This window comes from Hungatella sp. SL.1.14 (assembly GCF_024460495.1).
Taxonomy (GTDB): domain Bacteria; phylum Bacillota; class Clostridia; order Lachnospirales; family Lachnospiraceae; genus Hungatella; species Hungatella hathewayi.
The window spans coordinates 88,186-102,698 of the sequence record NZ_JANFYJ010000019.1 but is presented as its reverse complement, the minus strand read 5'-3'; the positions used below and the strand labels follow the sequence as shown (position 1 = coordinate 102,698).

The following is a 14,513-nucleotide window of genomic DNA, read 5'->3' as shown; positions in this document are numbered from 1 at the left end:
GTTTCCTCCTTATGTTTAATATTCTCCAGCATGTTCCAAAAGTTCAACCTCTTCAACCGCTTCTCCGAATCCCTCTTCATCTTCCCAATCTGGGGCATGTTGCTTTAATGTAATAACTAGGTTTCCCTTTTCATTGTTCTCAAATCCTACATAGTCATCTTCTGATTCTTTTCCTAACCGTAATAACTCAATGATTTGGTCAATCTTATACATTTTCATCGCTTCTACCTCTTTTATATGTCATAACGCAGTTTAACGGCTTCAAGAAAATATTTTGCATATGGGCAGTCAAAAATTTCTCCAACCGCATAAACCGAACTGTCTACCCCTATGTAATACCCTTCTTCCGAATTGTCCCGTTTCACTTCCTGTGCAAATCCGGTATAGAGGTTTATCGCCAGCCGTGTCACTTTTTCCGAAGCGGAGGTCTGCCACCCGGCGAATAAAACCAAGGGATTCACCTGTAATGTTTTCTGGTCCACAATTTTTGAAAAAGCAGCTCTTGTCTTGTCACAGATGCCAAGAGTATATATCATAGCAATCTCTTCATTGTCCCTGCGCGAATTTGGAAGTTCCCGCACCTTCTCACGAAAGAAGCGCTCATGTGCTTCATCGGCAAATACTATGTCCATTACTTCCAATTTGTTAATATCAAACATACATTTCCTCCACTTCTTATTTGGCAGTTATAATTCCTGCAGGATAGATTCAATATTCTCGTTAAATATCTTTTGCAAGATTAAAATGACTCTGTAGGACGGCTTTTGCTGCCCGTATTCGATTCTCTGATATGTACGGAGGCTGATACCCAGCTTGTCCGCTAATTCCCACTGTGTCAAATCCTTCGCTATGCGTAATTGTCTAACCCTGGTTACTGTTCATCACCCCCTTTACTCATACATGTTCAGGGGAGATGTCACCATTCATCACCACTTGATTCATAACGGAATTACTTAATGTGAATGCTGAATTATATAAGGCTGTTAGCAATACTGCCCGCATATTCCTGATTTTTGTTTTCGTCTCTGTCAGGCTATTTAAAATAAACTGTATTCTAAACATATCCAATTTCCAGAACACGGATTTAACAATGGCCGTCGGCTTTTCTTCCTGATTAATCCGTACTGTATCTTTCGTTGTTGTCAGTACGTCAACCGCAATTCCCACAATTTCATCCAGACGGTCCACATCAAATGGACGATCAATACATATCGCATCATATCCAATCTTCTCTTGAAATGCCTGCAATGTGTCCTGATATGATTGGATGGTATAATCTGTAGTTGAAATATCTGTGGTAATATCTGTATTTGTCTGCCTGTTGACAGATAGTGCTGTACCTTCTACAAAGTGGCACCTGCTATTTTTCGGCGTGGCAGGTATCTCTTTTCTGGGGGACACCCTCTCCCTTTTTTGGGGACAGCCCCCTCTCCAAAGACTACCATCTCGCTATTTTTCTCAGCAAAGCACTGTTCTTCAATGATTTCCTCTTTAATGTCTTCACCCCTGTCTCCCATAAAAGGGATAGGGGGATCATAACAGCGTGGATATGTTAATTCTTTCAGTCTTTCAACGATCAATTCAATGTACAGTACATTATTTACAACAAGTCCATTCAGATTGATCGTCCTAAAAACTCTTTTTATCACGCCTAATTTTTCCAGAAAAATGATGGCATTTGTAGCTTCCTTTTTGCTTAAACCAAACTGCTCCGCTATTTGCTGATAACTTCGCTGGAGTAGATCCGCCTTAAATTTCTTACGTATGGCTATAATCTGCCCGGTACTTTCGTCCCTCAATTCAGTTGGGCGATACCAGTAAACAATATCCGCGAGTATGACAATAGCGGTTAAATGCGGTTTGCCTGTTTCCTTTACAATCGTTTTATACCATGTCTGCGGTGTAATATTACCCGTAATGCTGATTTCCGCGCTTGCATCTACAATCGAATTTCCTGTTGTATATTCCCGCATCCCATTCACCTGCCCTTCTCTTCAAGAGAGGTACAGATGGCACGTAATCTTTCGTCAGATTTCTTTGCCGTTACAGCCAGGGCAATACTTACAACCGCTGACAAAGTAATCAAAAAACCAATACCAATAAATACTATCTGCATACCCTTTTCCTCCTAAAACGCATAAGAGGACTAAGATCAGCTAACAAAGTTGCTTCACTTAGTCCTCTATATTCATTTATTTTTAACAGCGCTGTTCTCCCGAAAGAGAGCTTTACTTCAGACGAAGTAAAAGAAAAGGATATTTGGAATAGGACTAAGTATAAGCAGGTCCCAAACCACTCGGTTGCGGCCTTGATCCTAAAAAATATCCCACTCTTTGGAAAACGACACTGGATTTTCATGAAAAAGCAGTTCGATTGTGGTATAATAAATTAAGACCTAAGCAGCCGCAAACCCTTGATTTCATTGGGTTCCTTGCTAACTTGGTCTTATTATAACACGGTCACCTGCCCCATTAACGCCGGCATACAAAATGTATTTTTTCATTTAGAACCTCTTTTGGGCTATTACTTTCTTTTGCTTTCTCTGCAAAATAAAATCACTTAGCATAGAAAAAAAATCCTGCTCTTCTTCTGTCTCTGCATTTAAAACCAGTTCCATGGTTTCGTCTATATCCATATCTTTACATTCCTCATATAATTTTCTGGCAGCTTCAGCCTTCGACATAAAACTTTCCTCCTTTTTCTTCTAAAAATATATAGAAGTAACGCTGAAAGTCGAATTTAACGACCTTTCAGCCCGCACCACCAGATTTGGCAGCGATATCCACTTGGGTTCTGTATTTCACTCAATCCACGCCACCACGCAGGCGGCGAACCGAAAGTATCTCATGTCATGAAACCATATATTATTACAACTGTAACATTTATTATACAGGAAAACGTTTTAAATGAAAAGACAGAAAGCGCATTTTCTTCACGTCTGTGTTTTGCCAGACAGTTCTTTCACTCCAAATTCCATGTTCATAAGATGCATACACCGCTTGTATATCCCTTTCTAAAATGATATACTGGTAACTGCTCAGCAACACATCTCCAAAGCTGAGCGCATACCTTAAAACGGCCCTAACAGGCGTATTCCGGTACAAATCACAGAAGCTTTTTGATAAGGATGAGAATGATGTGCAGAAATAAAAAGAAAAACAACGATGTATCGCTCCATGCAAAGCCGGCAGAATCAGTGACCTTTGCATGGAGTAGCTGCAGTCGCTGATCAAGTACGGCTTTGCTGCCTGCCAATACCAAAACAGGGAGTGAAGCACTATGAAATATATCAATGCGGCCGCGGTTCTTCCCGCCTCGCTGGTGGAAGAGCTGCAAAATTACGTTCAGTCCGGATATCTCTATGTTCCGGCCAGAGAGGGCCAGCACAGGGCCTGGGGCGAACGGAACGGAGGCCGGGAGGAACTGAGGAAACGCAACCGGGATATTCTTGATGCCTGGCAGAATGGAGTGTCCATGGAGACCCTGGCGGACCAGTACTGCCTCTCTATACATGCCATACGGAAAATCATCTATCAAAAATAGTTATGGAAGGACTGCGGAAAACAGTCCTTCTTTTTTATACAAAACAGTACAGAAGCGACTGGTAGATTGAGATTTCACAGGGTTTCGGGTATGCTTAAAGCAAAGGCCAGTAAGAAAAAGCCAGAAAGAAAAGAGGTTGTTTCAGATGAACACTTACGATATTGCACAGATGGGATACGGGGAAGCCGATATCACACCGGAAACTGCTGTTGAACTGGTCGGATTTTTCCGTCCGGACAATCACTCAAGGGGCGTCCGTGATCCCTTGAAGCTCCAGACAATGGTATGGAAATACAGGGGAGAAACCGCCTGCCTGATCACCCTGGACAGCCTCGGTTTTACGGTCCAATTATCCAGTGTCTTGCGAGGCCTCATTGCGGACCTGCTTCATACGGGAGCCGATCACGTTATGGCTGCATTTTCCCATACACATTCCGCCCCGAACGCCGCAGAGGAACCGGAATACTTTGATTTCGTATGCCGCATGGCCCAGAATGCTGTAAAAGATGCGCTGAAGGGCCTGTCCCCGGCCTTTGCTTCATGGGTATCGGAGAAAACAGTGTGGGGCTGAACCGCAGAACGGATTCTGCAGACTTCGACAACCGGCTTGGGATCCTGTCTGTGACCACACCGGAAAACGGATCTCCCAGGGTACTGCTGCTGCGGGTCACTGCCCATGCCAACATTCTCTCCAGCGACAACTATCTCATATCAGCCGACTACTTTGGCATTACAAGAGAGCGGCTGGAGGCGCGCTTCGGCTGCAAAATCATGATGATGCAGGGCGCCTCCGGAGACGTACGGCCCCGGTTTCATCAGGAAAACACAGAATATCTGGAGATCCACAGCTTCGAGGCGGCAGAAAAGGGATTTTCAGAAGAATATCAGAAACGATACCGGGTTCAGAGCAAAAATGCCCTGGAACAGACGGCGGACTCTATCTGTCAGGCAGTGTCAGCCATTCTTCCCGCAATGACAGCAAAACCAGTCACCCATCTGACCATGAAGTCGGTTTTCAGCCATTTTACAGCGGATGTTCCCTCTCTGACGCAGGCGGAGCGGATTGCCGGTGAAGCGCTTAAGGAAGCCGGCATCGATGGAACCGACTGGCTCAGGGAAGTGAAACGCCTTAACGGTGAGGGCGTTTCACAACAGTTTTCAGAAGTGGAGATACAGTACTTCTCCCTCAATGACGGCTGTCTGTGCGGGATAGCCAATGAAGCCATGTGCAGGATTTCCATTGACGCCATGGAGGCGGCCGGAACGCCGCTGCTCTTTTTAAACGGCTATACCAACGGATGCAACAGCTACTTACCGACAGCCGGAGAATATGAGAAAGGCGGTTATGAGGTACTCTGGTCGAATCTCGTGTATTTTCCATACCACGGCCGGGTCATGCCCTTTAACCGTGATACGGCCGGGCAGCTTGTTGAGAAAGTGGTTCAGAACTGGAGGAAGCTCCGTGCGGATTGTGGTTAAAAACGGAAAGGCGGTTTACTCTCCCGATACCGAATCTTTTCCGCACGCAAAAAACTGATTCCATTCCCGCTGTTTCTGTAGTAGAATAAAGGATGGTGCCCCTGCGCACTACTGTTACAAAACTTTGATCAATGACTACGGAGCAGATTAACTATGGAAAAAAGCACGTCTTCGACCCTGATGACAGAGGGGTCCATCTGGAAAAAAATTATCGCATTTGCTGTTCCCTTATTTCTCGGGAACCTTTTTCAACAGCTTTACAATACAGCCGATTCCCTGATTGTCGGCAATTTTCTGGGGAGCAATGCCCTTGCCGCCGTCAGCTCTTCCGGCAACTTAATCTTCCTTTTGGTAGGTTTCTTTAATGGCATCGCAATCGGAGCCGGTGTGGTCATCGCGCGGTATTACGGCGCCGGACGGCACGATGACGTTCAGAAGGCCGTTCACACTACCATTGCCTTCGGACTTACCGCAGGGGCGGTGCTGACCGTAATCGGCGTGGTGCTGGCGCCGATTATTCTGGTCTGGATGGGAACTCCGGCCGATGTACTTCCGGAATCTACCGCCTATTTCCGTACGTATTTTGCAGGCTCTCTGTCTTTCGTCATGTACAACGTATTTGTCGGCATCCTGCAGTCCGTGGGGGACAGCCAACACCCGCTGGTCTATCTGATTATATCGTCTCTCATCAACATCGTGCTGGATCTTGTGCTGGTGGGAATCTTTCACTTTGGAGTGGAAGCCGCGGCACTTGCCACCATTGTCTCCCAGTTTGTCAGCGCGTTTCTCTGTCTGCGCCGGCTCATGAGAAGTCCGGCGGAGTACCGGGTCTGCCTAAAGAAAATCCGGTTTGACACCGCGCTCCTGCGGCAGATCATCGCAAACGGTCTCCCGGCCGGTTTCCAGAACTCCGTTATTTCTCTGGCTAACGTGGTGGTCCAGTCCAATATCAACCGTTTCGGGAAAATGGCGATGGCTGGATGCGGCGCCTATTCGAAGATCGAAGGCTTCGGATTTTTGCCGATCACCTGCTTTGCCATGGCCCTGACCACGTTCGTAAGCCAGAATCTCGGCGCCGGACAGTATGAGCGTGCGAAAAAGGGGGCCGGCTTCGGCATTCTCTGCTCCATCATCACCGCGGAACTGGTCGGCATTTTCATCTATGCCTTTTCTCCGCTGCTCATTTCCGCCTTTAACAATGATCCACAGGTTATCATAAATGGAACGGCCCAGGCCCGCACCGTGACCCTGTTCTATTTTCTTCTGGCATTTTCCCACTGTATCGCGGGGATTCTCCGCGGCGCCGGAAAATCCACGGTTCCCATGCTGGTTATGATGGTCTGCTGGTGCATCATCCGGGTGACGTACATCACTGTAACCGTTCACTTTATTCCGGATATCCGTGTGGTATTCTGGGCTTATCCGCTGACCTGGTTCCTGAGTTCAGTCGTCTTTCTCCGCTATTTCCTGAAGGGTAACTGGGTACACGGCTTTGAGCAGTAGGAACTCTGTCACATGTTTCGGAACACGGGTATGTACAGGATGAGCGTCGCGACCATGACTACGGCGCAGACAGCGATCAGTGCATTCGCCGCCGCGACCGGGATATGGGGCACGAGAATGAGAACAAACATGACGACAAACAGCAGCGCCGTACACACTTTTCCAAACCACATGGCGCCGTCAAGCTTTTTGCCCTCTCTCAGCTTCACCAGGCCCATAACCGCCATGAAGCCTTCCTTGACCACAAAGAGTATCACCAGAACTGCCATATACGGATAGCGTGTCCACAGGCATAAGAGAATGGCCCCGTGCGTCATCTTATCGGCAAACGGGTCCAGAAATTTGCCGAATTCCGTGATCATATTGAATTTCCGGGCAACCAGTCCGTCAAACATGTCCGTGATGGACGAGATTCCCATGACGGCCGCCGCGATGTAATAGCCGCGGTCCGTCTCCGCATGGAGATAGAGAGATACGAAGACCGGGATCATCAGAAGCCGGAAGTATCCCATGAGATTTGGAATGGATAACAGTTCCTTCCTGGTAATTTTTTTCATTTTGCATCACTCCTATCCGGCGATTTTTCGGTGCCAGCCAGTAAATTATGTAAAGCCCTTCGGATCATACACTCCATTTCACCGGGGCTTCTCTCCGGTTCTTCGTAAAGCCATTTCATCATAATATTCCATAAGCCTCCCATGTTAAAAAACAGACAGTACTCCAGCTCTTCTCCGCTCATGGTTTCGTTCCAGTACGACTGCAGCCGGCTGTAAATTTCGGGCCAGAATGTGTTGGAGACCTCGATGAGACAGCAGATCTTATCATCCCTGCATACAGACCGCAGAAATGTCTTATGCTCTTTCCAGAACGAAAAATACACCTCTGTGATGTGCGCCGCAAAATAGGCGGTATCCCTTTCCAGATACCGGACATACTCCCGGCAGAGGCGCTCACAGCAGCTTCGAAACAGGTCTTCCTTCGAGGAATAATTTCTATAAAATGTCCGCCTTGACAAATCCGCCCGTCTGCATAGCTCCACTACCGTGATCTCTTCGAACTTCTTTTCTTCCATCAGAGCCGTAAACGCATCCATCAGCCACGTCCGGGACTGCCAAACGACCGGATTATTCGTCTCTTTCATCTCTACACCCCCGTTTCTCTGATCCTTCTTACCGGATTAATTTTATAGTGGCACACCGGCCCCCCTGATGTAGCACTTGCCCGCAGGACCTTGACGCTGTCAGATACCCGCATTATACTATGGAATACGTTCAGTTACAAGTACAGGAGGTTGAATGACATGGAACCAATCCACGAGAGTATCCCGCACCGGCACGCGGTAACCGGCGAGGAAGACTTGATGCCGGCCCTCATATCCCATGGGCGAAAACGACTGGCCGCGGACTGTTCCCGCTGCTGCGGCCTGTGCTGCACAGCGCTCTATTTTTCCAAAGAGGAGGGATTCCCCGGCGATAAGGAAGCCGGGATTCCCTGCCTCCAATTATGCGAAGATTTCTCCTGCAGGATTCACAGTTCTCTGTCCGGACGCCGACTGAAGGGCTGCATCAATTACGACTGCTTCGGGGCGGGGCAGACGGTCACAGAAATCGTGTTTCAAGGGAAGAGCTGGCGTCAGCTTCCTGACCCGGAGGAAATGTTTCGTGTCTTCCTCATTGAATTGAAGCTGCACGAGGCAATGTGGTATCTGGAAGAAGCCGCACTGCTGCGCCCGGCAGCCGCATTGAGCCCCCGTATCCACGCTGCGATCACCGGTCTGGAGAAGCTGGCAGGCGGATCCCGGCAAACCCTGACGGAAGATGGGATCCGCGATACCATCACTGCAGCCAATGGTCTGTTAAAGGAGACGATAAGCCTGACGCTTGATTATGCGGCCTCTCAGACGATGCCTTCGAAAAAAGGACGCGCTCCGCAGTCTGCCCGCAGTCACTCCGCCTGTTCCCGAAAAACTCCCGAAACGAACGGCGCCGGGCCCCTGCGCTATCTGGGATATCATTTTCAGGGTGAAGACTTAAGCGCCATGGACTTTTCCTCTTCCTTTCTCATTGCCGCCGACTTGAAGGGATGCCGTCTCTTCGGAACATGCTTTCTGGGAACCGATCTGCGGGATGCCGATCTTAGAGGCACCGATTTAAGGGATGCTTTCTTCCTCACACAGATGCAGATAAATGCCGCAAAAGGCAGCCGGGATACCCGTCTGCCTTCCTGGTTAAAGATGCCTGATCACTGGAACTCTGCCTGATCAGCCGGAACAGTTCAGTCCTGCCCGCCGGAACAGTTCGCCGCGTCAATGGCAAGTACGATCATCAGACAGAGGAGCGCATCCTCTTCCCTTACAATATCGAGAACGTACGTGTCTGTAAAGCGGAGAAATTCCTTACTGGCTGTCATGATCAGACTGCCTGAGCTGTCTTTTACACGATAGTCCCATTCCAGCCAGTCTCCGTCCACCGTCCAGCCGTTGCAGTCCAGTGTGAATTTGGGCTTTAAAAAGGTCAGTTCCTTGCGGATTTCTCCGATCTCCTGTCCGTTTATGTACATCAGGAACTTAGGCAGAAAGGTGAGCACTCTCTCCTGTACGGTTCCGATATGATTATCAAAACGGTCATAGATTTCCAGCAAATGGCCCCAGCTTAATTTTCCTTTTACCGTATAGACGGTATTTCCAGCCTCGTCATAGATGTCGTAACTGTCAAACCAGGAAAACAGCCGCTGTTTAAATAGTAATTGCATGATCGTTCCTCCCTGTTATGAGCACTCAGCGGTTTGGCCGCTGCCTGCGGCGCTTTTTGACTTGGCACGGGTCACAGCCACTCCGTCACCTTATCGACGAAACAGACTCCGTCTAAATGATCCAGCTCGTGGCAGAAACATTTGGCCATCTCATCGATTCCGGTCAGAGTGACCTCTTCTCCATTTTCATCCAGCGCCTTCACGATTACGGTCTGGGGCCGAATGGTCCTTCCGTATTTCTCCGGAAAGCTTAAGCAGCCTTCGATGCAGTCCTGTTCCCCTGTCTGTTCCACAATCACTGGATTTACCAGCTTCATGAGCCCAGTTCCCATATCGATGACGACAAGGCGTTTTAAAATTCCTACCTGGTTCGCTGCGATTGCTGCTCCGTTAGGTGTCGCATGAAGCGTATCTGTCATATCGTTAAGGATTTCTCGGATCCGGTCATCCACTTCTTTCACTTCTTTGCATTTCTTTCTCAGTATCTCGTCTCCGTCGTAACGCATGTTTAATACTGCCATGATTCCACTCTCCTGCTTTTATATTTTATTCGCTGCGGTGTCTGTCCATTTCAGGACGACGCTCCCTTACATACTGAACGGCCGTGGTTTTTCCCACGGCCATACAGCCCTGCAGCGATAGAATTACTGCCATATACCGTTCCTCCCTACAGCCAGATATCTCTTCCGTTCCATGTCACACTCTCTGCCTCCCCCTCGTCGAGGCACCAGCCCAAAAGGCTGGCCACAAATCCAGGTGTAACAGGAAAAGCTTCCATAAACGGCTCGTCGGCTTTCTCTGTATCCTGGCCTGCGTCCGGCTCCCTCCCGGCGTCCAGTTTCGGAATCCGGTACCGCTGCCAGCAGCCGCTCGTCGTTCTGTTCTTAAATACTCTTCCGATGGATACCAGATACCGCCGCTCCCCGTGCTGTTCCGTGGGATAGAGCACAATCAGCCCTTTGTCCTCCGATGCGATATGCAGTACGGGTCTGTCATAATCATCATCCCGCTTTACCCACCAGTAATAGGTGCTGTCCCCATAGATTAACGATCTTTTATGCTTCTTTGCAATTGCCACAAAAAAACCTCCCGGAATTTCTCCGCGTTATTCCAGCCGCTTTTCCTCCTGCTCCATCTGGCGTCGGCACACAGCCAGGACTGGATAGAGAATGACGGCCAGAACAAGGCCTCCAAGGCCCTGAATCAAATTCGACGGCACGCTGGCCAGGGCTGCTGCCATTCCATAATAACAGGTTTCATAGAGCCAGTACCCGCAGGCTACAAACACCATGTCAGTCAGCCCTCCGATCACCACACCGGCGGTCCGTTTTCCGGCCGTCGCCGAAAGTCTCTGAAATACAAGGCCGCAGCAAAAAGCGGTCAGTCCCTTAATCAGAAAGGTGGCCGGCACGTACAGCAGATATCCGCCCAGGAAATCCGCCAGCGCGGAACCGATTCCTGCGGCCAGGAGCCCCTGGACCGGTCCAAGAAAGATTCCCGAAAGAATCACCAGCGCATCTCCCGGATGGATATATCCGTTCGTACCCGGTGTCGGAATCCGGATCACCATCGTCGCTGTACATACCAGCGCCATAAACAGCGCCGTCATCACCATTTTTCTGGTATTATTGTTCGTTTTCATACAAAGTCTCCCTTCCGGTTTTCAATGATAATGCACTTACTATAAACCGAAAATGGACTGTTTTAAATATCCAGTTTTTAACTTTTCAGCAATGCCAGTTTTATGTTCCAGCTGCACGCCTGCTCTATCTCTGTTTTATTGTATCATAAACATAAAATTCGTGAAAGACCTCATTCGGTGTTTTGAGGTACTTTTGTCCTGAGTTGTTACAGTTCGCAGCCCATCAAACGGCAGCAGCACTGGAAGATTTTTTCTTTATTCTGCGAATTTTATAATTTTAAAAAAGGGGGTTGAAGTATAAAAAACACTTGCTACAATTAAGATAACGGCGCCGTAATAAAACGAAAAAGGACAAAAAAGCATGAACAATCTCATAGTAAGGCCTGTCGGCAAAGTTGTATTTCAGAATGAAATGCCACTCATTTTATTGGAAAAGCCTTATCGTTCCGCCCTGGAGGGACTGGATGGCTTCAGCCATATTCAGATCTTCTGGTGGTTCGACGCCTGTGACAATGAAGCTTCCCGCGGTGTGCTCAAGGTCACCTCTCCCTACCGCAATTCGCCGGAGACGCTGGGCACCTTTGCCACCCGCTCCCCGGAACGCCCTAACCCTGTCGCGCTCTCAACGGCGCAGATTCTTCGAATCGATCCGGCGGCCGGCATCATCAGACTCAGCCATATCGACGCACGTGACAACACACCGGTCATCGACTTGAAGCCCTATACTCCCAGCCTCGACCGGGTGGCACAGCCCGGTGTGCCCGAATGGTGCGCTTCCTGGCCAAAAAGCCTGGAGGAATCGGCTGATTTCGACTGGTCTGGCGTATTTACATTCTGAGAGGAGGCGGCCATGAGTTTAAAGGACTATCTGACAAAAAAACCGGTTCTTGAAACAGAACGGCTGATTTTAAGGGAACTTAAGCCGGAGGATACTGACGATTTGCGGGAGTGGATGAGCGATCCCGGCCTGTACCTCTATTGGGGAAAGCGGCCCGGCAGACACGATTTAAACCCGGAACTGCTTTTCACAGCCGCCAATAGGAGACCAACGAAAAGCTTCCACTGGGGCATCGCGAACAAGAAAGACAATAAGGTAATTGGGGAATTCTGGGTCTACTTAATCGAAAACGACCGGATGTCCAAGGTCTCCTACCGCCTCTCGCCTGCCTGTCAGGGAAATGGCCTCATGACGGAAACCCTGAAAAGCGTGGTGGATTTCTGCTTCACACACACGGAACTTCAGAGGCTCTGGACCGATGTGGACGTGAGAAACACTGCCTCCTGCAAAACGCTGGAAAAGGCCGGCTTCACACGGGAGGGCTGCATCCGACAGGGAAAAATGGTCTCTTCCTGGTGCGACTACTATTTATACGGTCTGCTGAAAACAGACCTTCTCCCGGAACACGAAAGTCAGGCGTAACGCGATCTAAACAGATTACCGGACTCGCGCGACGGGGCGTGGATTGAACCAATGAACAGTACGGGTTTTCCTGTCAAACAAACAATGCCTGCGTCATACCTCCGCGTTTCAACTCCGCGGTGCGGTATGATGCAGGCCTATTTTATTCTTTGATTATGGAAAGCATGACAGAGATATCTTCAGCAGCCATTTCGGCCTTCGATTTTTCAATTAAAATATTCTGCCCGGTCATAATGTAGGAAGGCATAATGCGTATACCCTGATACCAGAATTCACTCTTCCGTATCTTATAGGTGGACACCGGCGGAATCACATGTTTCCCAATGGCCTTTTTACTTATCATGTTAAAGGCTTTTTTCGCCACATCCCCCATCAGCATGATCACTTTCACATGGGGAAAGAGAGACAGCTCCCACTCCAGATACGGCAGACTTTTTTCAATGCTGCTTCTCTCAATGGCCGGGGCCGTCTTCGGCATTTTCACTGCGTTCGTAAGGTAAATGCCCTGCTCAAGCAGTTCTCCCGCACTGTCTGCCTGTGCTCCGGCCTTCTGGAACAGCGGAATCGCCGTCGATAGATAGGCCGCCCCGTCACCGCCGTAAAAGTCATCCGCCGGATTTGAGGGCACCACCTCATTAATCAAAACTGCCCGAATCCTCTCGGGCTTCACCTCCACATCCTGAAATACAAATGCTTCATGATTACCATTTCTTTTTTCCAGTTCTTCTCTGATATTCATCATTTCTCCTCATAATGCTGCAGTGCAGACTTCAGTCTCTTTTCCACCGCCCGCTTTAAAGAAAGCGGACTCAGCACAGTCACTTTATCTCCAAAGGACATCAGAAAGCCGTACAGCCACTCATTGTCCGGTATAACCGCCCGGACAGTAAGCTCCCCGCCACACTTCGTAACCGCCCGGTCATCGAACACATCATACACTCTGGAGGCCGCTTCCTCCGGGAAACGCAGAACCACGGAGACAGGCTCCTTCTCATTCTCCCATCGTGTCAGATCCGGCTCCGTTCCTTCCGGGGTCCGGTCAAACTGGATCCCTGTCAGCACAATCTCCTTGATCCGCGAGAACCGGAACAGCCGGCTCTCTGTCACTGCTATCACCTCGTTTTCATTGTATCAGACAAAACCTGACACGCTATGTCAATCATAGTAATCTTACAACGCGAATTAAGAAAAAATTTCCCTTGACCTTATCACAGTGGGAAGGTGTACAATCTTCTCAGAACCGGTTCTGTACCTGACAACACTATATCAATACAACACAATTTCACTTTGGGAGGTTCCTATGTTTACCATTGGAGAATTTTCAAAATTCTGCTGCATCTCCGCAAGGATGCTGCGCCATTACGACCACATCGGACTGCTGCATCCGGCCGCCACGGATGAGCAGAACGGTTACCGCTACTATGACAGCAGCCAGATCCCCACATTTCAGCGAATCGGGAAGCTGAAGCGATACGGCTTCTCGCTGGCCGAAATCAAACGGCTGCTGACGCTTACGGAGGCAGAGTTAAATATCCAGATTCTGCTCCAGTACGAGCGGGTAAAAGAACAGGCGGCCAGCCTGACGGAGACGCTCACCTGTATGGAACGGGATATCTCCCATTTTAAGGAGGGCATAACCATGAATCGGAACTATCATATCATTGTCATGAACACACCGGAGCAGCGCGTCTTCTCCGTAAAACGCACCATCGCCATCAGGGCCCGGGATATACACGGACTCATCTCTGACCTCATGGCACAGGCAAAGGAACGCGGCCTGCACCGCACGGGCCCCTGTCAGCTGGTCTATATGGGGAGCGAATTCAACGAAGACATGATGGAGGTGGAAGCTCAGCTCCAGGTAGCGGAAGCTCATCCGGACACGAAGCTTCTGCCGGACTCCCTCTCTGTCACCACGATCCATCAGGGGCCGCTGGAGGAGATCCACACCGGGTATCAGGCGATCTGTCAATATCTGGAAGAACATCCGGAATATCAGCTCACCGGAATCAGCATTGAGCGGTATCTAAAGGATGAAACTATGGTCTCTTCCGCAGAAGAACTGGAGACAGCGATCCTGTTTCCGGTAGTAAAGGCATAATCCGTTTCCATTTTTAATTTCAAAAAAGCGGTCCGGAAAATCCTGTTATATTTTCCGGACCGCTTTCTTCTGTC

20 protein-coding genes and 2 pseudogenes are annotated in these 14,513 nt (G+C 49.0%); 7 read left to right on the top strand and 15 right to left on the bottom strand.

The genetic code is table 11. The annotated features are described in order from the left end of the window. Positions 1-15 precede the first annotated feature (15 nt). The 7 genes and pseudogenes from NE473_RS19795 to NE473_RS19765 form a co-directional block, all read right to left on the bottom strand. A complete protein-coding gene (locus tag NE473_RS19795) occupies positions 16-219 on the bottom strand; it encodes a hypothetical protein (protein ID WP_006777228.1) in 204 nt (67 codons plus the stop codon). A gap of 14 nt (positions 220-233) precedes the next feature. Beyond that, complete coding sequence (locus NE473_RS19790) at positions 234-659, bottom strand: DUF6075 family protein (RefSeq protein ID WP_006777229.1); 426 nt, start codon at positions 657-659, stop codon at positions 234-236. A gap of 27 nt (positions 660-686) precedes the next feature. Further along, a pseudogene (locus NE473_RS19785) lies at positions 687-857 on the bottom strand (helix-turn-helix transcriptional regulator); the annotation flags it as partial. Positions 858-894: 37 nt separating this feature from the next. Beyond that, entirely contained in the window at positions 895-1,248 is a 354-nt protein-coding gene (locus tag NE473_RS19780; RefSeq protein ID WP_242866214.1) for a DUF6017 domain-containing protein, read from the bottom strand. 95 nt (positions 1,249-1,343) lie between these two features. Further along, entirely contained in the window at positions 1,344-1,973 is a 630-nt protein-coding gene (locus NE473_RS19775) for a hypothetical protein (protein ID WP_242866213.1), read from the bottom strand. A 5-nt stretch (positions 1,974-1,978) separates the two neighbouring features. Continuing rightward, a complete protein-coding gene (locus NE473_RS19770; protein WP_006777598.1) occupies positions 1,979-2,116 on the bottom strand; it encodes a hypothetical protein in 138 nt (45 codons plus the stop codon). 387 nt (positions 2,117-2,503) lie between these two features. After that, positions 2,504-2,683 carry a hypothetical protein gene (locus NE473_RS19765; RefSeq protein WP_006775322.1) on the bottom strand — a complete coding sequence of 60 codons (180 nt, stop codon included), beginning with the start codon at positions 2,681-2,683 and terminating at the stop codon, positions 2,504-2,506. Between the two features lie 596 nt (positions 2,684-3,279). Between NE473_RS19765 and NE473_RS19760 the strand changes: the two genes are divergently transcribed. From NE473_RS19760 to NE473_RS19745, 3 genes and pseudogenes are all read left to right on the top strand, one after another. After that, positions 3,280-3,543: a CD3324 family protein gene (locus tag NE473_RS19760; RefSeq protein WP_039893280.1), complete on the top strand. Its 264-nt coding sequence runs from the start codon at positions 3,280-3,282 to the stop codon at positions 3,541-3,543. A 145-nt stretch (positions 3,544-3,688) separates the two neighbouring features. After that, positions 3,689-5,022: pseudogene (locus tag NE473_RS19750) on the top strand (hypothetical protein). 153 nt (positions 5,023-5,175) lie between these two features. Beyond that, positions 5,176-6,525 carry an MATE family efflux transporter gene (locus NE473_RS19745; RefSeq protein WP_055651417.1) on the top strand — a complete coding sequence of 450 codons (1,350 nt, stop codon included), beginning with the start codon at positions 5,176-5,178 and terminating at the stop codon, positions 6,523-6,525. Positions 6,526-6,533: 8 nt separating this feature from the next. Here NE473_RS19745 and NE473_RS19740 read toward each other — a convergent pair whose 3' ends face one another. Together NE473_RS19740 and NE473_RS19735 are read right to left on the bottom strand one after the other, a co-directional pair. Beyond that, positions 6,534-7,082 carry a CDP-alcohol phosphatidyltransferase family protein gene (locus NE473_RS19740; RefSeq protein WP_055651416.1) on the bottom strand — a complete coding sequence of 183 codons (549 nt, stop codon included), beginning with the start codon at positions 7,080-7,082 and terminating at the stop codon, positions 6,534-6,536. Further along, complete coding sequence (locus tag NE473_RS19735) at positions 7,079-7,666, bottom strand: TetR/AcrR family transcriptional regulator (RefSeq protein WP_055651415.1); 588 nt, start codon at positions 7,664-7,666, stop codon at positions 7,079-7,081. The genes NE473_RS19740 and NE473_RS19735 overlap by 4 nt, the downstream gene beginning before the upstream one ends. Positions 7,667-7,825: 159 nt before the next feature. On the opposite strand from NE473_RS19735, the gene NE473_RS19730 reads away from it, so the two are divergent. Beyond that, positions 7,826-8,785: a pentapeptide repeat-containing protein gene (locus NE473_RS19730; protein WP_055651414.1), complete on the top strand. Its 960-nt coding sequence runs from the start codon at positions 7,826-7,828 to the stop codon at positions 8,783-8,785. A 14-nt stretch (positions 8,786-8,799) separates the two neighbouring features. Here NE473_RS19730 and NE473_RS19725 read toward each other — a convergent pair whose 3' ends face one another. From NE473_RS19725 to NE473_RS19710, 4 genes are all read right to left on the bottom strand, one after another. Next, on the bottom strand, positions 8,800-9,276 hold the full coding sequence (locus NE473_RS19725; RefSeq protein ID WP_055651413.1) for an LURP-one-related/scramblase family protein: 477 nt from the start codon (positions 9,274-9,276) through the stop codon (positions 8,800-8,802). Positions 9,277-9,347: 71 nt separating this feature from the next. Continuing rightward, a complete protein-coding gene (gene def, locus NE473_RS19720; protein ID WP_022030196.1) occupies positions 9,348-9,797 on the bottom strand; it encodes a peptide deformylase in 450 nt (149 codons plus the stop codon). A gap of 146 nt (positions 9,798-9,943) precedes the next feature. Then, positions 9,944-10,354, bottom strand: coding sequence for a hypothetical protein (locus NE473_RS19715; RefSeq protein ID WP_055651412.1), 411 nt, complete (start codon positions 10,352-10,354; stop codon positions 9,944-9,946). 27 nt (positions 10,355-10,381) lie between these two features. Next, the gene (locus NE473_RS19710; RefSeq protein WP_022030193.1) at positions 10,382-10,918 is read right to left on the bottom strand and encodes an ECF transporter S component; all 537 of its coding nucleotides are present in this window, start codon (positions 10,916-10,918) and stop codon (positions 10,382-10,384) included. A 361-nt stretch (positions 10,919-11,279) separates the two neighbouring features. Between NE473_RS19710 and NE473_RS19705 the strand changes: the two genes are divergently transcribed. Together NE473_RS19705 and NE473_RS19700 are read left to right on the top strand one after the other, a co-directional pair. Then, positions 11,280-11,756: an SAM-dependent methyltransferase gene (locus tag NE473_RS19705; RefSeq protein ID WP_055651411.1), complete on the top strand. Its 477-nt coding sequence runs from the start codon at positions 11,280-11,282 to the stop codon at positions 11,754-11,756. Between the two features lie 12 nt (positions 11,757-11,768). Beyond that, positions 11,769-12,338, top strand: coding sequence for a GNAT family N-acetyltransferase (locus NE473_RS19700; RefSeq protein ID WP_055651410.1), 570 nt, complete (start codon positions 11,769-11,771; stop codon positions 12,336-12,338). 142 nt (positions 12,339-12,480) lie between these two features. Here the strand turns inward: NE473_RS19700 and NE473_RS19695 are convergent, their stop codons facing one another. Together NE473_RS19695 and NE473_RS19690 are read right to left on the bottom strand one after the other, a co-directional pair. Further along, a complete protein-coding gene (locus NE473_RS19695) occupies positions 12,481-13,077 on the bottom strand; it encodes a uracil-DNA glycosylase family protein (protein WP_039893925.1) in 597 nt (198 codons plus the stop codon). Then, positions 13,077-13,445 carry a helix-turn-helix transcriptional regulator gene (locus NE473_RS19690; RefSeq protein ID WP_243145785.1) on the bottom strand — a complete coding sequence of 123 codons (369 nt, stop codon included), beginning with the start codon at positions 13,443-13,445 and terminating at the stop codon, positions 13,077-13,079. Before NE473_RS19690 ends, NE473_RS19695 begins: the two co-directional genes overlap by 1 nt. Positions 13,446-13,638: 193 nt before the next feature. Here NE473_RS19690 and NE473_RS19685 point away from each other — a divergent pair, with 193 nt between their 5' ends. Beyond that, positions 13,639-14,439: a MerR family transcriptional regulator gene (locus NE473_RS19685; protein ID WP_055651409.1), complete on the top strand. Its 801-nt coding sequence runs from the start codon at positions 13,639-13,641 to the stop codon at positions 14,437-14,439. Positions 14,440-14,513: the final 74 nt, after the last annotated feature.